The organism is Buttiauxella sp. JUb87 (assembly GCF_004361975.1).
GTDB classification, from domain to species: domain Bacteria; phylum Pseudomonadota; class Gammaproteobacteria; order Enterobacterales; family Enterobacteriaceae; genus Buttiauxella; species Buttiauxella ferragutiae.
Genome location: NZ_SNVY01000001.1, coordinates 319,930 through 346,358 on the forward strand (window position 1 = coordinate 319,930; position 26,429 = coordinate 346,358).

Annotated in this window: 25 protein-coding genes; 10 read left to right on the forward strand and 15 right to left on the reverse strand. The window is 48.9% G+C overall.

Annotated features, from left to right (window positions below; translation table 11 throughout):
- Positions 1-33: 33 nt before the first annotated feature.
- The gene (locus EC843_RS01380) at positions 34-198 is read left to right on the forward strand and encodes a YnfU family zinc-binding protein (RefSeq protein WP_074388569.1); all 165 of its coding nucleotides are present in this window, start codon (positions 34-36) and stop codon (positions 196-198) included.
- Between the two features lie 25 nt (positions 199-223).
- Here EC843_RS01380 and EC843_RS01385 read toward each other — a convergent pair whose 3' ends face one another.
- Positions 224-1,846, reverse strand: coding sequence for an ABC-F family ATP-binding cassette domain-containing protein (locus tag EC843_RS01385; RefSeq protein WP_133521466.1), 1,623 nt, complete (start codon positions 1,844-1,846; stop codon positions 224-226).
- A gap of 228 nt (positions 1,847-2,074) precedes the next feature.
- On the reverse strand, positions 2,075-2,287 hold the full coding sequence (locus EC843_RS01390; protein ID WP_133521467.1) for a hypothetical protein: 213 nt from the start codon (positions 2,285-2,287) through the stop codon (positions 2,075-2,077).
- 110 nt (positions 2,288-2,397) lie between these two features.
- Here EC843_RS01390 and EC843_RS01395 point away from each other — a divergent pair, with 110 nt between their 5' ends.
- Positions 2,398-2,760: a hypothetical protein gene (locus EC843_RS01395; RefSeq protein WP_133521468.1), complete on the forward strand. Its 363-nt coding sequence runs from the start codon at positions 2,398-2,400 to the stop codon at positions 2,758-2,760.
- A 53-nt stretch (positions 2,761-2,813) separates the two neighbouring features.
- On the opposite strand, the gene EC843_RS01400 is transcribed toward EC843_RS01395, so the two are convergent.
- Complete coding sequence (locus EC843_RS01400; protein ID WP_064546771.1) at positions 2,814-3,122, reverse strand: metalloregulator ArsR/SmtB family transcription factor; 309 nt, start codon at positions 3,120-3,122, stop codon at positions 2,814-2,816.
- Positions 3,123-3,235: 113 nt separating this feature from the next.
- Here EC843_RS01400 and EC843_RS01405 point away from each other — a divergent pair, with 113 nt between their 5' ends.
- On the forward strand, positions 3,236-4,261 hold the full coding sequence (locus EC843_RS01405; protein ID WP_064546769.1) for a permease: 1,026 nt from the start codon (positions 3,236-3,238) through the stop codon (positions 4,259-4,261).
- Between the two features lie 41 nt (positions 4,262-4,302).
- Here EC843_RS01405 and arsC read toward each other — a convergent pair whose 3' ends face one another.
- From arsC to EC843_RS01420, 3 genes are read right to left on the reverse strand one after another with little or no spacing between them, the layout of a single operon-like run.
- On the reverse strand, positions 4,303-4,731 hold the full coding sequence (arsC, locus tag EC843_RS01410; RefSeq protein WP_133521469.1) for a glutaredoxin-dependent arsenate reductase: 429 nt from the start codon (positions 4,729-4,731) through the stop codon (positions 4,303-4,305).
- Positions 4,732-4,759: 28 nt separating this feature from the next.
- Positions 4,760-6,049, reverse strand: coding sequence for an arsenic transporter (locus EC843_RS01415; protein WP_133521470.1), 1,290 nt, complete (start codon positions 6,047-6,049; stop codon positions 4,760-4,762).
- Between the two features lie 46 nt (positions 6,050-6,095).
- Positions 6,096-6,416: a metalloregulator ArsR/SmtB family transcription factor gene (locus tag EC843_RS01420; protein ID WP_064546763.1), complete on the reverse strand. Its 321-nt coding sequence runs from the start codon at positions 6,414-6,416 to the stop codon at positions 6,096-6,098.
- An 87-nt stretch (positions 6,417-6,503) separates the two neighbouring features.
- On the opposite strand from EC843_RS01420, the gene arsH reads away from it, so the two are divergent.
- Positions 6,504-7,208, forward strand: a complete 705-nt coding sequence (gene arsH / locus EC843_RS01425) for an arsenical resistance protein ArsH (protein WP_064546761.1) — start codon at positions 6,504-6,506, stop codon at positions 7,206-7,208.
- Positions 7,209-7,341: 133 nt separating this feature from the next.
- Here arsH and EC843_RS01430 read toward each other — a convergent pair whose 3' ends face one another.
- Positions 7,342-8,646: a glycosyl hydrolase family 28 protein gene (locus EC843_RS01430; RefSeq protein WP_064546759.1), complete on the reverse strand. Its 1,305-nt coding sequence runs from the start codon at positions 8,644-8,646 to the stop codon at positions 7,342-7,344.
- Between the two features lie 28 nt (positions 8,647-8,674).
- Complete coding sequence (locus EC843_RS01435) at positions 8,675-10,093, reverse strand: MFS transporter (protein WP_133521471.1); 1,419 nt, start codon at positions 10,091-10,093, stop codon at positions 8,675-8,677.
- A 619-nt stretch (positions 10,094-10,712) separates the two neighbouring features.
- On the opposite strand from EC843_RS01435, the gene EC843_RS01440 reads away from it, so the two are divergent.
- On the forward strand, positions 10,713-10,997 hold the full coding sequence (locus tag EC843_RS01440) for a SemiSWEET transporter (protein WP_064546755.1): 285 nt from the start codon (positions 10,713-10,715) through the stop codon (positions 10,995-10,997).
- A gap of 85 nt (positions 10,998-11,082) precedes the next feature.
- Here the strand turns inward: EC843_RS01440 and EC843_RS01445 are convergent, their stop codons facing one another.
- The 4 genes from EC843_RS01445 to EC843_RS01460 are packed head-to-tail and all read right to left on the reverse strand — an operon-like array spanning position 11,083 to position 16,584.
- The gene (locus EC843_RS01445; protein WP_133521472.1) at positions 11,083-11,730 is read right to left on the reverse strand and encodes a hypothetical protein; all 648 of its coding nucleotides are present in this window, start codon (positions 11,728-11,730) and stop codon (positions 11,083-11,085) included.
- 8 nt (positions 11,731-11,738) lie between these two features.
- Positions 11,739-13,889, reverse strand: a complete 2,151-nt coding sequence (locus tag EC843_RS01450; RefSeq protein WP_064546751.1) for a hydantoinase/oxoprolinase family protein — start codon at positions 13,887-13,889, stop codon at positions 11,739-11,741.
- A 43-nt stretch (positions 13,890-13,932) separates the two neighbouring features.
- Positions 13,933-15,228 carry a Na+/H+ antiporter NhaC family protein gene (locus EC843_RS01455; RefSeq protein WP_133521473.1) on the reverse strand — a complete coding sequence of 432 codons (1,296 nt, stop codon included), beginning with the start codon at positions 15,226-15,228 and terminating at the stop codon, positions 13,933-13,935.
- 9 nt (positions 15,229-15,237) lie between these two features.
- Positions 15,238-16,584: an FAD-dependent oxidoreductase gene (locus tag EC843_RS01460; protein WP_064546748.1), complete on the reverse strand. Its 1,347-nt coding sequence runs from the start codon at positions 16,582-16,584 to the stop codon at positions 15,238-15,240.
- A gap of 276 nt (positions 16,585-16,860) precedes the next feature.
- Between EC843_RS01460 and EC843_RS01465 the strand changes: the two genes are divergently transcribed.
- The 3 genes from EC843_RS01465 (at position 16,861) to EC843_RS01475 (ending at position 20,483) form a co-directional block, all read left to right on the forward strand.
- Complete coding sequence (locus tag EC843_RS01465) at positions 16,861-17,781, forward strand: ROK family protein (protein ID WP_133521474.1); 921 nt, start codon at positions 16,861-16,863, stop codon at positions 17,779-17,781.
- A gap of 24 nt (positions 17,782-17,805) precedes the next feature.
- Positions 17,806-18,786 carry a LacI family DNA-binding transcriptional regulator gene (locus EC843_RS01470; protein WP_064546939.1) on the forward strand — a complete coding sequence of 327 codons (981 nt, stop codon included), beginning with the start codon at positions 17,806-17,808 and terminating at the stop codon, positions 18,784-18,786.
- A gap of 122 nt (positions 18,787-18,908) precedes the next feature.
- Entirely contained in the window at positions 18,909-20,483 is a 1,575-nt protein-coding gene (locus EC843_RS01475) for a helix-turn-helix domain-containing protein (protein ID WP_279535808.1), read from the forward strand.
- A 6-nt stretch (positions 20,484-20,489) separates the two neighbouring features.
- On the opposite strand, the gene nagA is transcribed toward EC843_RS01475, so the two are convergent.
- The 3 genes from nagA to EC843_RS01490 are packed head-to-tail and all read right to left on the reverse strand — an operon-like array spanning position 20,490 to position 24,619.
- Positions 20,490-21,701: an N-acetylglucosamine-6-phosphate deacetylase gene (gene nagA / locus EC843_RS01480; RefSeq protein WP_064546743.1), complete on the reverse strand. Its 1,212-nt coding sequence runs from the start codon at positions 21,699-21,701 to the stop codon at positions 20,490-20,492.
- A gap of 3 nt (positions 21,702-21,704) precedes the next feature.
- Positions 21,705-23,054: an adenylosuccinate lyase family protein gene (locus EC843_RS01485; protein WP_121813482.1), complete on the reverse strand. Its 1,350-nt coding sequence runs from the start codon at positions 23,052-23,054 to the stop codon at positions 21,705-21,707.
- 2 nt (positions 23,055-23,056) lie between these two features.
- Positions 23,057-24,619, reverse strand: a complete 1,563-nt coding sequence (locus tag EC843_RS01490; protein ID WP_064546739.1) for a PTS transporter subunit EIIC — start codon at positions 24,617-24,619, stop codon at positions 23,057-23,059.
- Positions 24,620-24,906: 287 nt separating this feature from the next.
- Between EC843_RS01490 and EC843_RS01495 the strand changes: the two genes are divergently transcribed.
- Both EC843_RS01495 and EC843_RS01500 read left to right on the forward strand, forming a co-directional pair.
- Positions 24,907-25,512 carry a CDP-alcohol phosphatidyltransferase family protein gene (locus EC843_RS01495; RefSeq protein WP_133521476.1) on the forward strand — a complete coding sequence of 202 codons (606 nt, stop codon included), beginning with the start codon at positions 24,907-24,909 and terminating at the stop codon, positions 25,510-25,512.
- Complete coding sequence (locus tag EC843_RS01500; protein WP_064546734.1) at positions 25,509-26,426, forward strand: phosphatidate cytidylyltransferase; 918 nt, start codon at positions 25,509-25,511, stop codon at positions 26,424-26,426. The genes EC843_RS01495 and EC843_RS01500 overlap by 4 nt, the downstream gene beginning before the upstream one ends.
- Positions 26,427-26,429 lie beyond the last annotated feature (3 nt).

The following is a 26,429-nucleotide window of genomic DNA, read 5'->3' on the forward strand; positions in this document are numbered from 1 at the left end:
GATGAACTTCATTCATTGAAATGGCTAATCATCATGTCCCTCTTAGATTACGCAATGAAGCGCTTCGGTAATGCGGCAAATAGCTCGGTGACATGTCCTATTTGTGGAAGCAAATCTTCACATCCAGCAAATAAAATCCGTCAGGGGCAAACATTGCTCTGTCCAAAATGTAAATCACTGTTCGTGATACCGCGATAACGCGCTGTTATGCGATAAATCCCGGTCATGAAATACTCCAGACCTGAAGTTGCCAACCATGTTTAGTTATTGATAACCGGTCGGATAAATTCAGATTCTGCAAAAAGACCTCATCATGTGAAACAACGACCAATGCCCCCTGGTAACTGCAGAGCATAATTTCCAGAGCCTGTATGGAAATTAAATCCAGATGGTTACTGGGTTCATCAAGCAGCAAGAGTTGTGGGATTGGGTCGGCGTACAGCACACAAGCCAAAGCCGCTTTCAGGCGTTCACCACCACTCAGCAGGCCGCTGGGGATCTGGATTTTGTCAGCATCAAGGCCGAGCTGCGCCAGCCGCATGCGTAAATCCGCTTCACCAGCAGTGCGGTTGGCGAGCTGGATCTGTTCCAGAACAGTGCATTGTGGGTCAAGGCTCGTGAGGTGCTGATCGAGCCACGCGGAACTGCGTGAGACACAAGACTCCCCGGACAATGGCTGAAGCAGGCCCGCCAGCACTTTTACTAATGTCGATTTCCCACATCCGTTATCCCCAACGACGCCGATGCGCTGCTGGGCGGTTATCGTCAGATTCAGAGGAGCAGGGAAGTTAGCCACATAGGGAAGTTGCACATCTTTGAGTTCAGCAACCATGCGTCTGCCAGGTGAATTCACTGCCAGGGAATGCACCACAATCGCCGAGTTTTCCTCTACCTGAGTTGCCGCTTCATGTACCCGTTTATCGAGTAGCACCTGGGTGGCGAGATGTTGCTGGTTTAATTTCCCAGCTGATGCTTCACTGCGTTGTTTTTGCCCGCCCAGTAAAATTTTGGCCTGGTTGGCTTCGCGTCCTTGTCGGTTTCCCCTGGATTGCCGCTTCTCAAGCCGTTGCTTCTGCTCACGAAGCGCTTTTTGTTCGCGCTGGCGCTCACGTTTGCGTTGTTCAAGTAGTTGCAGAGCATTTTGCGTTTCTAGCGCCTTAAGCTGCGCGTAAAAAGAGTAGTTTCCGCCGTAGTTACTCAAACCCAGTGATGACAATTCCACAATTCGCTGCATTGACTCCAGCAGTTGCCGATCGTGGCTTACGACCAACAGCCCACCCTGCCAGCGTTGTAACTGGTTAATCAGCGCCCGCCGCCAGGTGCTGTCGATATGGTTGCTTGGCTCATCAAGGATTAAAAAATCAGCCTCCGACAGCCAGGCACCAGCCAGCGAAACGCGCATCGCTTCACCACCACTTAACAGGCTGACAGGCGTGGAGGCGTCAAGATGCCCGAGCCCACATCTTTCAAGTTCAAACTGTAATTGCTGACGGATATCCCAGCGCTGGCCAACAAGATCAAAATCGGACGTAGACACGCTGCCTATTTCGATGCGTTCCAGTGCGTCAATCGTTGCCTGCACACCGGCAAGATCCGCAACGGTAGACTCCGGCGGATAGACAATCTGCTGTGCCAGATACCAGGCGGTACCGGAACGTGTGCAGCGCCCGGATGACGGTGGAATTTGCCCTGCTAAAATCTGCGAGAGCACACTTTTACCCACGCCATTTCGCCCAACAAGGCCGGTATGACGGGTGTCAAAAGTTTCAGTGAGTTGCGTGAACAGCGGGGTGCCGTCAGGTAAGGTGAATTCGACGCTTTCCAGCGCGATATAAGTATTCGTCATGGTGTACTCCATAGATGCCAGAAACTGACCCGAACAGGCGGGGCAACTCAATTGGCCGTCAGACAGACGGCAGCATCAATGGCGCATTGGCGTAATACCTATAGAGAAGAAATGAAGTGAATTATTTTAGGTACGATGTATTGAAAGTAAAGGGCAGTATGAATTTTGCGCACAAATAGTTTACCGGAAAGGTGACTAACAACCGGTCGTCATGACGACAGGGAAACACTATTTTTTCATGCTCTCGTTCATAATGGCGGTCACTTGCTTGAGCGTCTGCGCCGCATCTTTAACACCTTTTGCTTCCTGTGCTTTCACCCAGTTTTCTTGTACCTGTTGATACTGCGTGATCACTTTCCAGCTTGCCACTTCCTGCGGCGTCAGCGTACGGATAGTCACGCCATCGTTTGGTGCTGAAAAATGCCACTGGGTAACATTCAATATTATTGATTCCCTTTGTAAAACGAGGAAATCATATTCAGCAAGTTGATAGATCCGAGGTTTGTACCAGGCTTAGCTGATTCACACCGATTCTGAATTAGGTCATGCTTATGAACGCAGAAATTAAGGGGGGGATTGATATTGCCATCAAAGTCCCCTCACATCAGTATCAACAGACGCTTGATTTTTATCGTCATACTCTTGGACTCCCTGAAATCACAGACAAATTACCGGCCACCGGCTTCGTACTTGGCCCAAATCGATTGTGGATCGATGAAGCGCCAGGTTTGAGCCAGGCCGAAGTGTGGCTCGAACTGTTTACTCCTGATTTCAACCTGGCGCAGCAGCATATACAAGAACATGGGGTAGTTCGTTGTGACAGTGTCGAACTCTTACCCGAGGGTTTTAAAGGGGGGTGGATAATGAATCCATGCAATATTGTGCATATGTTAAGGGAGCCAGAAGCCTGGTAAAATATGTGTATCCGGAGCAAAATTCGGCTGCCCTGGATTCTGCCGCTACAGCGTTATTTTTCCGGAATAGTTTCTGACCCATTGATGCAGCACTCATCTTGTAAGTACTCAATAATGCTTGCAAGAACATCGTACTGTGCGACACACATCAGTGTCCGACTTTCCCGATTTTGTTGCAGCAGACCCACAGATACCAGCGCTGAAATATGATGGCTAAGCGTCGACCCCGGTATCTCTAACTGTTTCTGTAGTTCACCTACGGGTAATCCCTGACTGCCAGCTTTGACCAGATGTTTGAAAATAAACAGACGTGTAGGGTGCCCCAACTCTTTCAATGCTTTAGCGACCATTTCCAGTTGCATAATCTCACCTCCCGATAACTGATATTTCGATAATACCAGAAATATCTTTTGCCCCACAAATCACTTCGAATATACTAGAAATATAGTTTTTTTTAATTTGTGAGGAGATGAAGATGAGTAATGGATTAACAATGCTGTCCGATGCGTCAAAGATGTTCCTTTTTTTGGCCGCCGAGTTGTCGCTGTTGTTTCTGGTGATTAGCCTGGGCGTCAATTTACTACGGCAGAAGATTCCAGATAGCAAAATTCAGGCAATGCTGGGGGCACGCAAGGGCAGAGGCTATGTCATTGCGGCTTTGCTCGGGGCGATCACCCCATTTTGTAGCTGTTCGACGATTCCCATGTTACGTGGGTTGCTGTCAGCCAGAGCTGGCTTTGGTCCGACGCTGACCTTCCTGTTTGTCTCGCCGCTGCTCAACCCGATTATTGTTGGCTTGATGTGGGCGACTTTCGGGCTGAAAATCACTCTGCTCTATATTGTTATCGCCACTGTCGTATCAGTGCTGTCCAGTCTCATTCTGAGTCAGTTCGGTTTTGAACGGTATGTCATTAACGAGAAGCGCAAAGGAATATCTTCTCCCGTAGGCTGCTCTGCACCCATTACAAAACTTCAGGTAGCCTCATGTTGTAACAGCAACACGACACCGGTTCGGATAAACATTCAATCTATTAAAACGGGTAGTTCATGCTGTGTCAGCACGCGTAGTGAGGTATCAACAGCATCAACACCAGGAGCGATGAAGCAGGCATGGCAGGAGGCGTGGAAACAGTTTAAGGAAGTCTTTCCGTATCTGCTGGCAGGGGTGCTGATTGGCGCTTTTATTTATGGTTTTGTTCCCACCGAGTGGATTGCCAGCCATGCCGGGAGCAATAACGCTTTTGCCGTCCCATTGAGTGCGATTATCGGTATTCCACTTTATATCAGAGCGGAAGCCGTGATCCCGCTGGCGTCTGTTTTAATGACTAAAGGGATGGGAACTGGCGCAGTCATGGCGCTAATTATCGGCAGTGCGGGAGCCAGCTTAACAGAGGTGATTCTGCTTAAATCTATGTTCAGAATGCCGATGATTATTGCCTTCCTGACGGTGATTTTAGGCATGGCCGTGATGATGGGGTATCTGACGCAGTTACTCTTCTAGCGGGAAAACCAAGGGAGCAGCCTGTGCTCCCTTGATCGTATTTAGTTCTTGAACTGTTTACCTTGTGCATCAATAACTTGTTCACCATCTTCCTTAGTGAACGCGCCGCGTTGCGCATCAGGCAAAATATCTAATACCACTTCGGAAGGTCTGCATAACCGTGTGCCCAGAGGGGTAACCACAATCGGTCGGTTAATCAAAATAGGGTGCTGCAACATAGAATCAATTAACTGCTCGTCACTGAAGGAATCTTCCGCCAGCCCTAATTGCTCATACGGTTCGACATTCTTACGCAACAACGCCCGCGCCGAAATCCCCATATCGGCGATCATTTTTACCAATTCCGCACGAGTGGGAGGCGTTTCCAGATACAAAATAACCGTCGGTTCAGTGCCGCTGTTACGAATTAACTCCAGCGTGTTACGGGACGTTCCACAACCGGGATTATGATAAATAGTCACATTGCTCATGGTGATGATCTCTTGTTAAAACAAAAAATTACAGTGCTACTGACAACCGCAGGGCTAATGCCGCCAGCGTGACGAATAACACAGGGATAGTCATGACAATGCCCACCCGGAAGTAATATCCCCAGGTAATCGTCATATTTTTCTGTGCCAATACATGCAGCCACAGCAACGTTGCCAGACTGCCGATTGGGGTAATTTTAGGGCCAAGATCGCTGCCTATTACGTTGGCATAAATCATCGCTTCTTTGATGACACCGGTGGCAGTGCTGCCATCTATCGACAGCGCGCCGATCAGAACAGTCGGCATATTGTTCATCACCGACGACAGGAATGCCGTCAGGAACCCAGTGCCCAATGTCGCCGCCCACAAGCCATGTTCTGCCAGTTGGTTGAGCAGGGAAGAAAGGTAGTGGGTCAGACCCGCATTGCGCAGACCATAAACCACCAGATACATCCCCAGCGAGAAGACAACAATTTGCCACGGTGCGCCACGTAGTACCTTGCCGGTATTAATGGCATGGCCTTTTTTCGCCACCATAAACAAAATTAGCGCGCCAACGGCAGCGACCAGGCTGACCGGTACCCCGAGTGGCTCCAGAGCAAAGAACCCCACCAACAGCAGCACCAGAACCAGCCAGCCGGTTTTAAAGGTGTTGATATCGCGGATTGCCGCTTTCGGCTCTTTTAACAGTGAAATGTCGTATACGGCGGGGATATCTTTGCGGAAAAACAAGTGCAGCATCACCAGCGTGGTTGCAATGGCCGCCAGGTTAACCGGCACCATCACCGCGGCATATTCTGCGAATCCGAGGTTAAAGAAATCAGCCGAGACAATATTTACCAGATTCGAAACAATAAGAGGCAGGCTGGCCGTATCGGCGATAAATCCTGCGGCCATCACAAAAGCTAGCGTTGCCCCTGGGCTGAAACCCAGCGCCAGAAGCATCGCAATCACGATAGGCGTCAGGATCAGTGCAGCACCGTCATTCGCAAACAGTGCTGCCACCATTGCGCCTAACAGGACAATCCAGGTAAACAGCAACCGACCACGGCCATTGCCCCAACGAGCCACATGCAGAGCAGCCCATTCAAAGAAACCTGACTCATCTAGCAGAAGGCTGATAATGATAACCGCGATAAAGGTAGCGGTCGCATTCCAGACAATCTGCCAGACCACCGGAATATCACTCAGTTGAACAACACCTGTCAGAAGCGCAAGGACTGCGCCAAGCGAGGCACTCCAGCCAATACCCAACCCACGAGGTTGCCAGATAACCAAAACGAGAGTGAGTAAAAAAATTGCACCGGCCAATAACATTATGAACTCCATTCATATTTGATTAGGCGTATGTATCCTCTGTTCCTCAACATGAGGCAGTCAAAGTATTCTTGAGTTTATTGCGTATGTTCTCGCGTTCGCAGTTCCAGGCGGAGTCAATAATCGCGGCAGCCCAGGCAGGTATATGTGGCGACAAACGATAGTGAACCCATTTTCCTTCACGGCGGTCGGTTACCAGTTCCGCCTCACGTAACAAAGCCATATGACGGGATATTTTGGGTTGGGATTCAGCCGTGGCGGCACAAATATCGCAGACACATAACTCGCCATACTCCCTTAGCAGCATCACGATAGTTGAACGAGTTTCATCGGCAAGCAGTTTAAAAAGCTGAACAGGCTGTAGCATTTTTAACCTCAATATGAATTGACAATACATATGTTAATTCATATATGATTGGTTTTAAAGTACAGCTTTAAAAACGGAGAATTTTTCATGACTCACTTACCCGCAATTGACCGAGGCTCTTTTGATGAAGCAATTGCCAGCAAACTTCAGAGCGATAACCAGGAAGCTCCACGCATTTTGATTCTTTATGGTTCTGTGCGGGCGCGTTCTTACAGCCGCTTTGCCGCCGAAGAGGCAGGGCGCTTGCTGAGTGAAATGGGGGCTGAAGTAAAAATTTTTAACCCTTCAGGATTACCATTGCCTGATGACGCACCGGATACTCATCCTAAAGTGCTGGAATTACGAGAACTGGTCAGGTGGTGTGATGGCATGGTCTGGAGTTCCCCGGAAAGACACGGCGCCATGAGTTCTGTTATGAAGGCGCAGATAGACTGGATACCGTTGAGTGAAGGAGCAGTGCGACCATCTCAGGGTAAAACATTGGCCGTGATGCAGGTTTGCGGTGGGTCGCAATCATTTAATACTGTAAACCAGATGCGCGTGCTTGGTCGCTGGATGCGGATGTTCACTATTCCAAATCAGTCATCAGTACCGAAGGCATGGCAAGAATTTGATGATGAAGGGCGAATGAAACCGTCTGCCTGGTATGACCGGATTGTAGATGTCACTGAAGAGCTGTTCAAAATCACTCTCATCCTAAAAGGGCACACCGGATATCTTTCTGACCGTTACAGCGAAAGAAAAGAGAGCCATCAGGAACTGTCGAAGAGGGTTAACCAGACGAAAATCTGACAGGCCAAACTTCCTACGTTAAAGCAGTTGTCACCCTCCTGGAAAAAATACCAAAAGGGTGACAGTACTGAAATTCAAAATTAAACCGTAGTATTAGTAACCACTTTTTAATCTATGTTGAATATAAGTACGATTAGCGATTATCAAATGTATCATTTGAATAATCGTTTTCACCGGCGATCGAGACAGTGACATCATTAAATTGCAGGCCATTCACGGCAACGATGCGGCCGAATTCTTTTGCTTCGATGCTGCACTGACTGAAGCGAATATTCTCCATCGGTTTTTCCGGGAACGCGACGAGATCAAATGCCCTTGCAGGTAATTTGTAATCTGGATCTAATGTGGCTTTAACATTAGAGATGCTGATATTTCTCACCTTGGTCATTTGCATGTTTTCAGGGATTTGCAACGCCACTGCCTGCCACATTTCAGGTAACTGGTCGATATTTTCAAACAGTTTTCTGTTATATGAGTTATGCCAGTCCATTATCCATGAGAATGGGAACTGAACGTTCTTCATATGTAGATTTTCCACCACCACATCTTCAATGAAACCACCGCGTTCTTTGGATGATTTCATTCGGAATCCGCAATCAGAGTCTTCAAATTCGATGTCATGAATATGAATGCCGCGAAGACCGCCACTGACTTCACTACCCAGCGTGATACCGTAGCCTGACTTAATCTTACAATTATCGATTTCAATGTTTTCAGAAATTTTACCGACACGGTAACCATCACCATCGCGTCCGGATTTAATCACGATGCAATCATCACCACACGAGGCTACGCACTCTGTGACACGAACATTTGTCGATGAATCAATGTCAATTCCGTCAGTGCTTGGCCCATGGTTATCACCAATTTTTACATTACGAACCAATACGTTATTCGCATAGGTGATTTGCAAGTTCCAAAAACCAGCTCTCTCAAATGTGATATCAGAAATCTTGATGTTTTCAGCCTCGTAAATCAGGCAGGAGCGAGGGCGCTTCACCAGATAATCGGCAATCCAACGCAGACCTTTCTTGTCATAGTCGACGCGTAAACCGCTGTTTTTATCAGCACCACAATAAATATCCCACCAGTGTTGGCCTTGCCCATCAATTAAACCATTGCCTGAAATTTCAACATTATTGGCTGAGATTGCATTTAAAATTGCTGCTGGCCACGGCATTTCAACACCGGCCACTCGGGTTTCGATTTCTGGATAATCTGCCAGATCTTTAGAGCCCAGCAGAGTGGCACCATCCTCAAATTTTAATTTGCTGCCTTCTTTTAAAAAGAGTGCACCAACCAGATAAACCCCTTTTGAAATAAATACTGCTTTGCCTTGTGCTGCACCCAGGTCGATTGCTTGTTGAATAGCATGGGTATCTTTTTCAACCCCGTTACCCGTTGCACCAAAGTCTTTAATATCAAGTTGTGTTGTCATGCTAAAAATCTCTTTATGGTTTTTACGATTAAATGCCGTTGATCTTGTTCAAAGTTTTTTCCATATCCAGTGTTGTTTTCTTATTCAATGGATAGAAATAAATCAATATGACAGCTGAGGCAAATAAGCAGAATGCAGGCAGAAGGTTAGCCATGGTATAAATGCTTTCTTGTACTTCGAGGCTTTGTACTGTTCCACCGGTCGAAGAAGACTGGTAGTTAATTAATGCCAACATGAAGCCGGCAATCCCACCCGCACAAGCTTGTCCGATCTTTCTGGCGAAGAAGTTCACTCCGTAAACGGTACCGTCTTCACGCGTTCCAGTCACATACTGATGATAGTCACAGACATCAGTCATAAATGCCCAGATCATCAAGTTGAACAGGCCAGCGCCCAGGGTTGCCAGGAACAGGAAGACCAAATAGATCTTAGGATCTGTTATGTGGCAAAAATACATAATCAAATACATGGCAACGGAGAACATCAGTGCACAAACGCTGGCTTCTTTCTTGCCAAAACGGCGGGTCAAGAATGATGCAGAAGGTGCCAGTAAAACCAGAGAACCAAAGGTGAACAAGAGGGCGATGGACATGGCCTGTTTATCATGGAAGTAATCGTTAAACAGATAAGTCATGTTGGTTCCGGATAACCCCTGGTTGATCACAATAAGCAGGTCAACCACCACCAGAACGATCAGCGCTTTATTTTTCAGCAGACCTTTCAGCAACTGTGAAAGGGCCATACTCTCTTTCGCTTCTACACGCACACGCTCTGTGGTTAATTTGCATGTCAGTGTCAGGAAGATGAATGCCAGGCATGCACAGCCAATGGCGATCCAGAAGAAATGCTGTCCAGAAATCACCTGGCTGCCGTCAACCATCGTTTTGTACATCAGGATTGGGATAAAGAACCCTGTTGCGCCGCCACCGATTGCCGAACCCACGCTTCTGTAGGTAGAAAGGGACACGCGATCATCCGGGCTGGAGCTGATAGCCGCAGACATTGCGCCATAAGGAATGTTGATGGTCGATAACAGGGCGCCGTATAAAAAATACGAAACGCAGATATAAATGATTTTACCTGTATAGGATAACTCTTGCGCAAACGGCAGGAATAATACGATTGCAATGGCACAGAATGGATACTTCATTCTGCGAATCCAGGGGTTAAAACGACCTGTTGCTGTCAATTTTGACGTGTCACACATGCGACCGACCGTCACGTCAACAAAAGCGTCAAAAAGTTTTGTGCCAAAATATAATGAACCAACGATGATCCCTGAAACACCAAGGACGTTTGTGTAATAAATCATTAAGAAGCTATTAACTAGCCCTAAAATAAAGCAGGTGCCTAAGTCACCACACATGTAACCAATTTTATCCCTCATACCAAAGGGCTTCATTGCAGCTATTCTTATTTTTTCATCATTTAAAACTTTGGTACTCATAGAGCTAACCCTCTTAATTCTCATGTAATAAAAATATTAAGAATCTATTGCGATTTTGTATACCACTTCCTATTTGTGTCATACAGGTAAGTGGTACTGAGAATAATTGGTATGACATGATTGTTTGTTGTTGGCGGTCACATAAATAAAAAACCCAAGATAATTACTCTGATAATTGTGATTTTATTCACATTGTTATTGTTTGTTTTTTAAAAGTTTATTTTTAAACTTTTTAGGAGCGTGAAAGTGGTTTACCAAATAATTTATTTTTAAATGAATTGTTTATTGTTTTTTAACAGTGGGTTATTTATTATTTTTGGATAATGGCAATTTTTTAATTCGCGAGAATTAGTAATTATTAAGCTGAATTGTCATTGTTAATAATGGAAATGAATTGATTAATCAGTATGTTATGACTTACCATGAACTCGAAATAATCACGGAATGGTAAGAGTTTTGTGAGAGAGCGGGTATTTTAAAAGATGGTGTCTGGAGAGATGTTTACCAGGTAAAATAATTGGTCCAATAACTGTGTTAAGACTCAATGCTATCTTTCAAGGAGCATGCCGAATCAACACTTTGATTGGCGTTAAGCTCTAGTTTTACGAGAATTTACTACATGAATACGATTGATATGGTGGGGTTTATCGGTGGTGCATGTACCACTGTTTCATTTATCCCTCAGGTAGTTTTGGTTCTGAAAAGTAAGTCGACAAAAGATATATCTTTAACAATGTACTCTATTTTTGTGTTTGGTATTTCTCTATGGCTAATGTACGGCATTATGTCTAATGCATTGCCAGTCATCATTCCAAACTTCATTACTTTTATCCTTGCGGGTTCAATTCTTGTCATGAAAATCAGAAATGATATTGTTACAGGAAAGAAGGCATTAAATAGTTAACCCCTGCATTCCGCAATAAAGGGCAGGGAGAACGGTTCTCCCTGCGCTCTAATCTCCCCTAATATTCCCCCACTTAGCATGTTTTTCACATCTGGCTTAGTTCCTGCCACGAATGGGCAAACAGTTCGTCTTTCTCCCGCTCAGTTTGTTTTCCGCTGTGCACCAGCCAAAGAAAATCGTAGTAGGTTGGGTAATGTTCAAGGCCGTTTAGCACCTGGCAGAAGCGATGCGCAGCAATTTCTGAAGTGGCGCACACCGTCGAATAACTGCGGAACGGACCGAGGGAGACATGACAGACTTTCTCAAGCATTGCCCCAACAGGTTGATGCCGGTGGTGTTCCAGAAAATGGAAAAACTCGTGCGCCAGATGGATATCGATGATTTTACTGAGTGGTAGTTGCAACCCAGATTGTTCGCAGCTGCGTTGTAAACTTTCCAGCGAGGGTTGATACAACGTTACCCGCCGAATGGACTTCACTTCACTGTATTCAAACTGGGCACGGAACTGGACGGTGAAAAACAGGCCATCCCCCTGTTTAAGCTGAATGTCGATGCCATTTTCTGCATACAGATCACGGATGTTTTTTCCGTGAAACTCGCTGGCCGCTTGTTCCCCGGCAGCCAGCGCGTTGTCCAGATAATAGCGGTATTTCGCGGGCGGTATTTTGTTAAATACCGCATCATTACGAAGGTCCAGCCATGCAAGCACTCGATTGAGTTCAACAGGGGTCATGATTGCTCCTATTGCCAGGCCACGGCGATAACTGGCTGCTCTTGTTCCAGCACATCCAACTCCATCTCGATAATCGACAGCATCTGTTCTTTCGTTTGCATGCCAGTGAGATCAAGCATTTTCTCCTTCCAGAACAGGAAGGTTTTGGGGATGGTGGCATTTGCTTCGGAGTAGCGGGTATTATCATCAAGGAATTCTGCAAAGCTTGATGTCACTTCCTGGCGCGTGCACAGTAACCAGTTCGCATTCTCTTTTTTCAGCCGGACGACGCCTTCACGGTCAATCATACTCAGGCAGATTTTTTTCTTTTTCATCAGGCCAAAGAAACGCTTATGTTCACTGATGTTTTCAAAAAGATGCCAGCGCCCTGTCTGACAGGCCGGTTTGGTGGTTTCGACAGGCAGATTGATCGACTCAGCTGCAATTTGTTGCAACTGCTCAAGGGGTAGCGTTTCGTTGAGGCTCTCTTTCTGACGCAGTTCGGTCGCCCCAGTGGCAATCGCTCGCAGCACGTTTTTTTGTTTGTCTATCTCGATGTTGATATCAACAGTGGCTTCATTGGCTCCGGATTTAACAATGCGCTCCATTATTTCGGCGCGAATCTGTTTTATCTCGGCTTCTCCGGGGTTCACGACGCTTTTTTCGATCATTTCCCGCACCATCGCCATGCCCACACCAATGGTAGAAATGTAAGGCGCGTTGTTGGCATTTTTATGCTTCATGGCTGCTTTTTCAGCCATGGCTGGCACCAGCACACAACCGCTGCCACCGCCGCCCACCAGCGTAATGAAGTGCCGCTCCAGCTTGTATTCGTTGATCATTTCGTTGACCACCACCATCACTTTATCGATGGCGATATCCAGTGCCTGACGCGCAGCGTCTTCTGCCGAAACACCGAGATGGTCACCCAGCAACTGCCAGGCGATACGGGCGCTATTAATATTCCCCGCTGCGTAGTCATCTGCCGGAACATAGCCGAGCAAGTTTGCTGCACCAGCCACTGTCAATGCGTAACGTTTGCCTTCGGCACCGTTCACTACGGCATAAGTTTGCGGGTCGCCTGGGCGCGGGCTAATAAAGGTGAGCTGCGGATTTTCACCAAATGCGGATTCAGCAATAAAGCATTCATATTCACAGCCGGCGATGTGTGCGCTGCGTGGGCCAGTCATGGTGATTTTGCCGTTTTCGACCATCATCATACTGCCGCCCGCAACCGCCAGAGTACGCACATCGAGTGAACGCAAGTAGGTGCGATGACCGCCGACCTGGGCATTTTGGATCATCACTTTGCCGTTTTTAATAACCGAGATATCGACGCTGGTTCCACCGACTTCAAAGAATATGCCGTCAGAGACTTTTTCGTACATCAGCGCTCCGGCAACCCCGGCAGCCAGGCCAGACAACATGGTGAGGATGGGGCGTTTTCGCACTTCGTCAATACTCATCACACCACCGTCACAGCGCATGATCATCAGCTGCGAGGTAATGCCAGCCTCGATAATTGCCTGTTCGGTCATGTTGGCGGTTTCCAGCATCCGTGGGATCAGGCTGGCATTGACGACGGCAGTGCGGGTACGGGTTTTCAGACCGTACAGCTGGGTAATTTCGTGGCCACCCGTGGCACAAAGACCCATTTCCGCCGCCACGGCCATCACCCGTAATTCGTTGGTCGGGTCATCAACACTGTAGGCTTCTGAGGCAACAATAACTTCCGCGCCTTGCTCACGCAGCGTTTCAATCGCTGCACGGATGTTGTCATCGCTGAGCTGACGGGTGTCGATATAGGTATTAAAAGTGTGCAGAAACTTACCGTCGGCCAGTGGGATATCGAGGATGTTGGCTTCTTTTTTGGCACTTTTTCCTTCAAGCCCGCTCCCCATGGCGACAATGCCCACTTTCGCGACGTCGCCTTCCAACAGGGCGTTGGTAGCCTGAGTGGTACCGTGGGCGATAAAACTGACTTCCTGTGGCGAAATCCCGTTCTCTGCCAGCACCTCATGAATAATAGTAATAATGCCGTGCGCGACCCCATTAGGATGGTGGTGTGTCGTGGGGATTTTCTTTTTCGCGATCAAGGTAAAGTTGTCGTTATCGATAACTGCAGCGTCGGTAAACGTGCCACCCACATCAATACCAATGCGATATTTTTTGTCCGTCATAACCATTCCTTAAAATCACTCCGGCCAGGACCGGAGCAGGGTATTAAAAGGCGATATAACCCGCCATCAACATGGAGACCAGCACGGCAGCCATGGCCCACGGCAAGGTCTTACGCATTATTTCGTTTACGTCGACCTTCGCGAAATCAGATGACCAGACGTTATGGGTGTTTGTCGGATCGGAAAGCCCTTGCAGTAGGGTCGCCGAGCGTAACGCCAGCATGGTTGCCAGAGGTGAAAGGCCACCGCCAAGCATCAACACGCCTAAACCGCTGCCCAGACCGTAGCTATTGAGTGGGCCTCGGTACAACGCCAGCGGGCTGAGGATCGAGAAGAACAGAATGTAAGTCAGTGGTGAGGTTGGAATAATCGTTTCAATCAATGGTTTTAAGACCATGCTGACCTGAGGCGCGGTGACCGCGTTCAGTAGAATACCGATGCCAACCATCAGACCAATGGCACCCGCCACGTTCTGAATACCTTCGACCAGGCTGCTGACAAGCACATGCGTCGGGCGTTTTGGCATGGCAAGCAGCAGACATATCACCAGGCTCAGAACGATGGCCGGGACCACTTCAATTTTGAATGCAAAGATAATCACCACCGGCACCAGCGGGGAGAGCAACGCCATGGCATTCACTTGTTTGCGCTTACTGAGTTTTTCGGCAACTGGCATGGACCACGCTTTGCGGACGATCACATCGCGTTTCACCATCCATACCACCATCGCGATATAGATAATGGCTGCTGGAATGGCAAACATAGTTGCGTAGCGGGCCATATCGGCAATCGAAATGCCATACAGATCGTGCATCAGGGCCCAACCACTGACAGAGAACAGGCTACCTAAAGCATGGCAGGCTAACAGGACAATACAGCTGGTGAGCGGTGAAAGCCCGGCGGTGAGCAGAATCGGGATCACAATACTGCCGACCAGGATAACCATTCCTAATCCATCGCTGGAAGAGAAAATCACCGTGCCAATAATGAAAAAGACAATGGCCATCGTCAGTGGTTTATCACCGGAAAGTTCTGCGGCTTTGCGAACTAATGCCTCAGTCACGCCGACTTTTTTCAGGACTTCGCCAAACCATGCGCCAAATATCAAAGCGATAATGGTCGCGCCCAGACGCAAAGAACCCTGGGTCAGCACGTTATTCGCGATGCTAAACGTGGTTTTATCTTCACTAAACAACGGGACGCCTGCAACCAGCGGCATCAGGATCCCCATCAGCGGTAATGCCAAAATCGCCGGCATTTTGCGGGTCATCATCAACCCGGAGAAAACCACAAAAATGGCAAGGATCGCGCCGATCCTTAAAATGTGTAACATGTCCATGTGTTGTCCTCAGAAGTCGAGATAACCCTGTTGCTGACGAATGGCATCCTGTAACTGTTTTGCAGATACCTGATGTACGCTTAACCCTTGTTGTGCTGCCAGTGCTGCTGCAATTCCCCCTGCCTGGCCAATTGCGCCTACGGTTGGAGTGGTGCGGATTGCGGCCTGCGCTTCAAAGGTGGCAGAGATACAGCGCCCGACGACAATGAGGTTGTCGGCTTCCTGGGCTATCAAGCTGCGCCATGGAATGCCGTACATACCGCCGTGGCGTAACTTGCCATGTTCGGTTCCTTCACCATCAGGGCTATGAATATCAATCGGATAGCCAGAGATGGCGATGGTGTCTTCGAATTGTGTTTCGTCGAGCAGATCCTGGGCGGTGAGGTGATAGCAGCCTTTGATTTGGCAGGAACTGCGCACGCCAACGGACGGGCCGGTTTGCACAACAATAGCCTGTTCGAATCCTGGAACGACGCGTTTCATGAATTTTTCCAGCTCCCGACATTGCTGGCGGCCAACCACTTCAGCCTGACTCAGACTCCACGGGTCGGTGGCGTCATGGCCGAGAATACGGCTGGTGTTGAAGACAAATTCACCGGGATTGTTGGTTTCAAAAATCAGTACATCTTCACGCGGAATGGTGATTTCACCGGCAGCTTTCGCCGCTGCAAACTCTTTCACAAAACCATGGCAGGCAAGGTGAGTGGCGGTGCGTATATCTTCGGCTTGATAGTCATTGTTGAGAGAAGATATGTTCTCCAGCATATAGGTGCGCAGCTTTTCGCGATCGACGTTGATCATCTTCATGGTCATGGTCATCGGCTGTGATTTGCCGTCAGACTCGCGGCCTTTCACCACCGGCACACCGGTTTTTACCGCCAGCATGGCATCGCCGCTGGCATCAATGAAGATAGCGGCAGCAATTTTCATCAAGCCGGATTTAGTACATACGGTGATGCTATCGAGATGATTTCCCTCGCGTGTGACATCGGCAAGCAAGGCGTGATAAAGCACGGTACCACCAGCCTCCAGCAACATGAGTTCCAGTTCATGTTTCATCGCTTCAGCATCGAACGGGGTATAAGTGGTGGTGAAATGCCCGGGGTCACGGACATGACCGGGGGATTTGTCCTGAGCTTTTAAACGCTCTATCAGTTCATCGGTAATACCGCGAATAACCTGTTTCTCACCTGCGTGAAAAGTCATCATCGGATTAACACCGTTGGTGGTCAGAGAACCACCAAGACAAGCCGTCGCCTCAACGATGAGTGTTTTTGCCCCGGCTCTGGCGGCGGCAATCGCCGCAATGCTTCCTGAGAAGCCACCGCCTACGATGACGACATCAAAATGTTCCATTCTTTATCCTTTTAGTAAACAAGATGTACTGACGGCAATCCTGGTCCTTTACGCGCAACTTGTATACTCTCGCATCGACCTATTGTGAAGGGTGTCGATATTTTTAATAAACATGCAATGGATTTTGTGATCGCGAAATCATTATTCTTTTAAATGCTGTTACCAGCCCATTTTTAACGGGCTTCTGTCTGATTTGTGAGATGTGACATTGTGTATAGTAAACAAATTAAGTAGGCTGCATTCAGGATAACCAGAGTGGAAATGAGGTTAAGAACGATGAGGCTGGGACTGGATATTGGTGGGACGAAAATTGAAGCCGTGGTATTGAACACGCAGGGTGAGGTGATGTATCGCGAACGCTGCGCCACCGCAAAAGAGAGTTATCAGGACTTTTTCTTAAACGTCGTTAAGGTGATTGAAACGGCCAGTGCCGCAGTTCAAAGCCCTTTGTCGATTGGTCTTGGTATTCCGGGCGCCGTAGACGGCGAGGGTTTGATCAAAAACTCTAATATTCTGGTGCTGAACCAGCAACCTTTTGCACGGGATCTCGAGCAGCATCTGGCGATGCCGGTGGCAGTCACTAATGATGCCAACTGTTTTACGCTTTCCGAGGCGATGGACGGCAGTGGAAAAGGTTATCGCGTGGTGTTCGGCGTAATACTCGGCACCGGTTGCGGTGGCGGGTTGTGTATTGATAACCATCTTATTTCTGGGCCAAATGCCTGCGCCGGTGAATGGGGCCATAACGCTTTGCCTCGCTACGATCCCCGACAGGATGGCGAAGCGATAAAATGTTATTGTGGCCAACTGAACTGCATTGAGAGTTTTATTTCCGGTAGTGGTCTGGAAAGACAGTACACCCAACGATTCACTCATCATGAGAGTGTTCCGGCTATCGTTAAACGATTAGAATCTGCGGACGCTGGTGTGCGGGCGCTATGGGATCAGTATTGTAATCAACTGGCGCGCTCTCTGGCGGGAGTGGTGAATACGCTTGATCCGGATGTCATTGTTTTAGGTGGTGGGGTTTCAAATATCGAGTATTTGTATCCCGACCTTCAACAGCGAGTGGCAGAGTATGTGTTCGGTAAACAGTGCAATACCCCAATAGTGCGGGCTCAACACGGCGACAGCAGTGGTGTTCGAGGTGCGGCATGGTTGGGTGCGCAAATCTCAGTGCCAAAAGTCATGGCATAGCGAAGATCAATGAAAGAGAGCGAAATGACAAAACCTGTAAGGATACGCGACATTGCCCAGGCCTGCGGCGTGTCTCTCGGGGCCGTATCCCGCGCCTTGAAAGGGCAGCCGGGGCTACGTGAGGAAACACGGTTGCGCATTATTTCTGCTGCCCAGCAGCAGGGATATGATTTTTCCCGTTTGCGCAGCGACAAAATCAAGCGTGTTCTTTTCTTGTTGCACCGACAACACAACATCAGCCGCGCATTGCCATTTTATTCGCAGCTGCTGTTGGGAATTGAAGATCTGTGCCGCGATCAGGGTATTGCATTGAGTTTTCTCTCCATCGGACCTGGTGATGCAGTGAGTGAACAGGCGATGCTGCATCAGCCAGATGCTCTAATCTGTGCGGGTTTTTTCGAACCTGAATTGCTGGGGCTACTCCAGCAAATGAAACTACCGATGGTGCTGGTTGATTTATGGGCGCCAGGTTTACCCTGTGTTAACCCGGATAACACACAGGGCGGATATCTGGCGACCCGTCATTTGATTGAACAGGGGCGTAAAGGCATCGCTTTTCTCGCCAGTACACTGTCGCATTACAGTATTCGCCAGCGTGAAAAAGGCTACCGACAGGCATTGTATGAAGCGCGTTTACTGATGCCGCCAGAATACGAAGCGATCGCTTCACCTTCTCTGGATACCGAACAAGCGCTGGTGGATGCCGTAAACGATTTGCTCGATTTACCCGAACCTCCCGATGCCATTTTTGCTTATAACGATGCGGCAGCACTTGTGGTGCTACAGGTTTGCGCGCAACGAGGCTTGCGGGTCCCGCAGGATGTCGCACTGGTAGGCTTTGATGATATCGATTCTGCGGCCTGGTCGAACCCACCTTTGACGACTATCGCAGTAGACAAACAACAACTAGGGCGCGAGGCGCTGGCGCTGTTGTTAGAAGACACTCAGGAAGAAAATAAGCTATTGCCGGTGAGTTTAATTAAACGTAGTAGTTCCGGGGGGTAAAACCGCCTCTGGCAGTAGCGAAACCAGGACCAGACGCTGTGGAAACCGTGACATAACGGCGTTGGTCACGGTTTTGATTTCGTGGCTAATGTACGATGGCAAGATGATGAAAACATAGCGTCGTGCGGCGTTGCCTGTCAGAGTTTTTAATGAACAGTTTTGATTTGTCCTTTCTGAAATTCCTTCAGGAACACAGCCCGGTTTATGTAGAGGATGCCGTCCAGCATTTTGGTAAAACGCTCTCTACACTGAAACGCACGATGAAAGAAATCAACGATCAGCTTGATCCCGCTTTTCATCTGCATATTGAAAATCAATCGATTTTCACCGCGATGGGCTATCGTGAGTACGTGTCATTTCTCGAAAATATTCACTTCAACCGATATCTCACCAGCCCGGAAGAGCGGGTGCGTGATTTAACCGTGGCACTGTGTTTGCAGAACATCGTCAATAAAAGTGATTACTACCAGAAATTCCACGTAAGCCCAGGCACCCTGAAAAATGATAATCAGGCGCTGGCGATGTTTCTCCAGGCTAATAAACTTGCAGTACAAAGTGTTCACCGGCAAGGTTCCCGGCTGCAAGGGGATGAGATCTCACTGCGTATCGCCATTTGTCTCACCATTCTTAAAACCATTGAGATTGGTGAAGATAACCACCTGGTTCAACATTCCGCCAACGAACCCATTAACCGCTCAATCGCCTGTCAGTTTTTGCAGCATTGCGAGAAGGAAATCCGTGAAGCTGCGGACATTTACCGTCAACGAATCGCGCCACGCCTGACCTTGGGCTATAACGGCAAAAAATACTTTCTGGTGTATATGAGCATTGCCTTACAGCGCACCGGCCGTGGCCATGTGATTACCGACACCCATGCACTGGATTTTGTCACGGCGATGGATTTCGGCCTGCTGGTACCGCCTGCTGAAAACCGTTTTCTCAATTTGTTGCTCTCTTCGTTGTCGTTCACCTGGCGGCCATTCACCCTCTATGATGTACCGCTTATCGACAAGGTACGGCGCTTTAGCCTGGCGATTGCACCTTTTCTTCAGGCGACGGTTAATAACCAGCAAGCCTGGTTCGGTGAGGTCTATCAGTTTATTTATACCGCCATCGTGCAGAATAAATTCAATCTGTGGTTTGACGATAAGAAACTGCACCATGTTCGCGATCGCTATCCGGCGCTGTATCAGGGTGTCTGTGTGGAAGTTCGGGAAATTGAGCAAGAGTGGGCGGTGAATTTTTCACCGGTGCATATTGCGACGCTGGTGCTGATCCTCAAAAAGTACGAGTTGCAGAATCGCCTGCATGATGAGGCGAAAAAGAGGGTGGTGATCGTCACCAACTCATCAGAAAGTAAAGTCGGCTATTTTAAAGAAGTGCTGAAGTCATGGTTTCATATCGACATTGTTGCAAGCGTGAACATTAACGAAATACATCAGTTGCAGGCTATCCCTTTCGATTTGCTGTTAACCTTCACCAATAAGATCTCCAGTTATCTGCGTTATTATCAGTTCGATTACGTCAAAGTGAGTTTCCATCTGACACAAGAAGATATCTCCACGTTGCGTCAGATGGGGCTTTCACGGGCGAAGAAAAAAATCGCCATTGAGACTTTTATTGAAGAGAGCAGGAACCTGGCGGATAGCGAGCTACGGCAGTATCTTGAAACTCGCTATCCTGAAATTTTTATCTGACCTTTATCAGCGAACGGGTAACGGTTGACGGACTCCGCGACACCATACATCAGTCAGATTTAATTCATGGTCAAGGCAGAGAATATCTGCGTCTTTCCCCACCGCCAGGCTGCCTTTCCTCGATGCCACGCCAGCCAATACAGCGGGGTTGTGACAGGCAATTTGCGCCACAGATTCCAGGCCTTTTTCCAGTCGTCCGACAATATTCTTCACCGAATCGAGGAAATTCATTTCCAGCCCGGACACCACTGGCCAGTCATCCGGTGAGACACGTTGGCACTCGCCATTCTGCGCGGTGATTTCCAGTTGCCCCTGGCGAATGCGAAACGTTTGCTGGCGCAGGTAGTGATGAAATTCATAACCTTCCGGAAAATCGGCATAGCCCATGCAATCACTCATTAATACCAGCCGTCGATCCCCTTTCAGGCGATAGAGAATGTCAAAAGCCTGGGGTTTAATGGTGATGCCACTTTGTTTCGCCACTTCTGCATACACATCCGGGTAATACATCAGCGCACCCACGACGCCCAATTCGCGGTGATGAAAACCACGCATCGCGCTGAATGCATGGGTAAAGTGCATCAGACCGGCGTCGATGGCCTCGGTTATCTGGTCAAACGTGGCATCGGTATGTCCGGCAGAAACCGTAATCCCTTTACTGTGTAAATGACGGATAAAGGGCAGGGAGCCTTCCAGTTCCGGTGCCAGCGTCACCAGCCGGATGTGTCCTTTTGCCAGCGCATTAAATTGCTCGAAACCTTCAATAGACGGGGACTGCAGGCAATCAGCCCGCTGCATCCCCAGATGTTTCGGGCTAATCCATGGCCCTTCCATATGTACACCGAGGACTTCCGCCCCGTCCGCTGGCGTTGCTGCTTCCAGATAATTTGCAGCGGCGGCGACGGATGATTTCAGAAAGTCGTCCGGCATGGTGCCGGATGTCGCCAGATAAGCAGTGACACCGCTACTGACTAAATCACGGCTCATGTTGACCAACGAAGCATGGTCGCCTTTATAAGCGAAAGACCCGCGCCCCCAGCCATGCACATGGATATCGACAAATCCGGGCATCAGGTAACGGCTACCATAATCAGTGGCCGCGCCGGACCAGCACTCCTCAATGCCAATGATCGTGCCGTTTTCAATCAGCAAGTATCCAGCACGAATGCCGTCTGCTGTCACAATATTCGCTGATTTCAGAGCCGTGACGTCACGCATGGTTCACTCCTTTCTGGCAAAAACGGTGTTAGCCAGTTCTTCTGCCAACACGGCGCAAAGCCCGGTATAGGCGGCCGGATCAAGTAAATCGCGGATTTCATCATCACTGAAGTTGTCGCGGATCTCCGGCTCGTTACGCAGCACACTGGCGTAATCCAGCCCTTCATGGGTGCTGCGCATCGCCATTGAGTACACCAGTTCATGCGCCGGATCTTTCCCTAACCGTTCGACCAGACTCATCATGATTTTTTCACTGTTGATAAGACCGTGCGTCAGCATCACGTTTTGCTGCATACGGGATTTATCGATGATCAGTGTGCGGGTCAGCTCTTCAGCGCGCAGCACGATTTCAGCCATCAATTCCATGCTTTCTTGCAGGTTGGCATCAAAGATGAAATAGGCAGAACTGTCGGCCTCAAACGGGCGCGGGCAGACGTACAACGACGATGTCATCACCGCGTACAATCGCTGGGCATTGGCTATGATTCCCTTCGCCAGTTTCGGGTTCACTTTTTGCGGCATGGTGCTGCTACCGACCGTGCCTTTGGCAAACGCCTCAGATACTTCACCAAATTCCTCGCTGGAGGTCTGATAAACCTCCTCGGCAATTTTGTGGAAGGTGGTCGCCAGCAGGCATAAATTGCTGATGTACTCGGCACGATAAACCCGTGCATTACGGGATGGCACGCGCATTGGGTACATATTCAATGCTTGTGCGACCAGATCCTGTACCTGCCGCCCAGGTTCTCCGGTGGCGTGGAACGCGCCTACTGCGCCGCCCATCATCACGGTAAAGACTCGTTTTTCCGCTTCCTGCATCCGTTCAACGGCACCCAGAAGCTCGTAAATCCACACCGACACTTTATAACCGTAGGTAATGGGCAGGGCATGTTTACCGTGGGTACGGCCCGCCATCAGGGTGTCTTTATGTTGCAGGGCCAGTCTCGCCAGGTTCTCAAGCGTGGCATCGACAAAGCTCATTAGTTGCTGGTGGAATTGCTTCACCAGATAGAGATGCGCGGTTTGCTGGATGTTTTGTGTTGTCACCCCGTAATGCACATATTTGCCGCTTTCTTCGTCGCAGGCTTTAACCAACACTTTAATCACTGGCACAAACCCGTGGCCTATCTCCCGCAACAGGCGTTCAACTTCTGCCAGATCGATACGGTCAAGCTGGCAGTTTTCGGCGATATTTTTTGCCGCAGCAGCAGGAATAATGCCGACTTTAGCCTGTGCCGTCGCCAGCGCTGCTTCCACATCAAGCCAGGACTGAACCCGCGCTTCGTGGGTGAACAAGGCTTTCATTCCTTTGTCATCAATGGTTTTACTTTTTGAATCATAAAGTGCGCGCATGGTTATCTCTCCTGTTTGGCCATGGCATCGTCCACCGCGTTGCGAACGAACTCAACGTGGGGGCCAAATACAACATGAATATGGTTACTGGACGGAATAAAGGTTCCCAACGAGCCTGCTTCTTTCAGAATCGCCATATCCAGTTTCTTTTGATCGGCAAGGTCGATACGCAAGCGTGAAACACAGTTCTCAACGCGTTTAATATTACTTTTGCCGCCGAGGCCTTCCACTACCAGCGCCGCGACTTTGTCATACTCTTTATTGTTCAAGAGGGTACTGTCGCCCATGTCACTTTCGCGACCCGGCGTTTTAATGTCGAACTTGCGGATGGCGAAACGGAAGACAAAGTAGAACACCACAAAGTTCACGATGCCGAGGATAACGAGATTGAGCCACTGAGTGTGTTCATACATCAGCCCAAAGATGCCAAAGTCAAAAATAGTGCCACGAATATAGCCGACGGAAACATCCAGTATCTGTAGTGGGATTGTCAGCAGGCCACACAAGATGGCGTAAACAATAAACAGCTTAGGCGCAATAAACAGGAACGAGAATTCCAGTGGTTCGGTGACATTGCCAAGTACAGCGGTTAATACCACAGTCAGGATCATACCTTTGGCGAACTTTCTGTTTTTCACGTAGGCCATGTGGTACATCGCCAGACCAATAGCCGGAACACGGAATAACGTGGTCAGCATTTGTGACGACGCCAGATAGCTGGTCAGGGTTGGCATATATTCTTTCCATGCCGGATGATTCGGGCCTAACTCAAAAAGAATTTTGTTCATTGCCGGTAAAATACCGACATAAGTTTGCCCATCAATTAAGTAAGTGCCACCCGCCGCAGTAAAACGAACCGTAGAACTTAAAACATGGTGTAAGCCGAAGGGGATTAATAGACGGTTGAGTGTCATATAGATCCCGGCACCAATATTTGGCGCCATCAGAACAGTCGAAAGGCTGTTCATTCCGGCGGTAAACAGATCCCAGATAAAGGGAATAAGCAGGCCGACGGGAATAGTAAAAGCAATAGATAAAATGGCGACGGATTTTTTACCGCTGAAAAAGGCAAAAGCCAGCGGTAACTGCAAACGGTAATATTTGTCGGTCACTTTTGCTGCCAGTAAGCCAGCGATGATGCCGCCCAGCGCCTCAATCTTCAGCGTCTGGATCCCCAACACCATGCCTTGCCCAACCAGCGATAAATCTCCTTTCGCCAGTTGTCCGGCCAGTTTTAAGTGCACGTGCATCGAAATTAACAGTGTTAGGTAGGCCACCACGGAGGCAAATACGGCGATGCCTTTTTCTTTTTTCGACATTCCATAAGCGACCCCCATCGCAAAGAGTAAGGGGATATTCTGGAATACCACACTGCTGATTAAACCCAGCGATGAGAGCAGATCTTTAAAAATGGCGTTACCTAAAAAAGGTAACTTTTCAATCATATAATTCTGGCCCAGCGCGCTACAAATGCCCATAACCATGCCGACAGGTGCCAGCACAGCAATAGGTAATAGCAACGACCGTCCGAACGTTTGTATTTCATTCTTAAAATTGGCGTTCATAGACCCGTCCTGAAGTGTTGTCTCCGGGATATAAGACACGCTATCGGCATGAGTGAGCAAGGCCAAAAACTGGGCTGCCTCAGGCGCAGGATTTGCCCCTAAAATAGGTGGGTAGAAACCCACTTAAAGTTAGATGTGCTAGTCTGTATCCGCCGGTGGGAAACCGGTAACAATTATCCCTTTCGCAATCGAAATTCTGATTATTGTTTCGGTCGCTGAAAAATATCACTCCTGGTGCGGTTAATTAATGCACTATAAAGGAAATCGACAAACTATCAGGGAATATGATGACGCTTTATCAGATAAAGCCTGCCTTCCAGGCACTGTTACGCCCGCTGATGTTCTGGCTGCATAAACACCACGTTACGGCCAACCACGTGACTCTCGCTGCCATGGCACTCTCCTTTATTACCGGCGCGGTACTGATTATTTTCCCTGATCCCCGCTTGTTCGTTCTCCTGCCCATCGTCTTGTTTATCCGGATGGCACTCAATGCCCTGGACGGCATGCTGGCACACGAATGCCATCAACAATCCCGGCTCGGAGCTATCCTCAATGAGACGGGAGATGTGCTCTCCGACATTGCGCTTTATCTGCCTTTTATGCTGCTACCCGAAAGCAATATGTTGCTGGTGCTGGTGATGTTGTTCTGTGCGCTAATGACCGAATTTTGTGGTGTTCTGGCACAAACGATTAACGACTTGCGCAGTTATGCCGGGCCACTGGGGAAAAGCGACAGGGCATTGCTGTTTGGTGCGTGGGGGCTGGCGCTGGCAATCTGGCCGCAGTGGGTGCAATGGAATAACGTCGTGTGGGGGCTGGCAACCGTATTGCTGTTGTGGACGGTCGTTAACCGTTGTCGGAGTGCATTGCGTGATAAGGCGGCGAAATGATGTTGCTGGAAAAATCCCTCGCGGTAATTTTTGCACTTCTGCTGGTCGCATCGGTAGTGAATGGCCTGCTGGTGTGGCTACGTCCCGCTAAAGACTGGCGGGAACTGACGCTACGGATCCGCACATGGTGGGTGATCATCGTGCTGTTTTCGCTGGCGATGTTAAGCCCGAACTGGCTGGCGCTGACTTTCTTCGCGCTGGTCAGCTTTATGGCGCTAAAAGAGTTTCTGACGCTGGTGCCTTCGCGCCATTCCGACCGAATGCCTTTGCTGTGGTTGTTTATTGCTATTCCTCTTAACTACTGGCTGATTGGCATCGGTTGGTACGGCATGTTTGTGGTGTTTATACCGGTGTATGTGTTTTTATTTTTACCGGCGCGGATGGTGATTGCGGGCGACACTCAGGGGTTCTTGCGTACCGCATCCCAGCTCCACTGGAGCCTGATGACCACCGTGTTTGCCTTCAGCCATGTCGCCTTTTTACTGGTGCTGCCCGCCGATGGCCAACAGACTGGCGCTCTGCTGGTGCTGTTCCTGGTCGGCCTGACGGAGTTCAACGATATCGCGCAATACTTGTGGGGCAAATCGCTTGGGCGCATCAAGGTGACGCCGAAGGTCAGCCCGAATAAAACGCTGGCTGGGCTAGTGGGGGGCGTTGCGACAACGGCTCTGCTGGCAATGTTGCTCGGACCACTACTTACGCCACTGAGCTGGCCAATGGCGCTATTGGCAGGGGTGATTATCGGGGTTACCGGGTTCTGCGGTGATGTCGTGATGTCCGCCATCAAACGGGATATCGGCGTTAAAGACAGCGGCACGTTGTTGCCTGGCCACGGCGGCATTCTTGACCGGCTGGATTCACTGATCTTCACCGCTCCTGTCTTCTTCCATTTCATTCGCTACTTTTGTTACTAACTT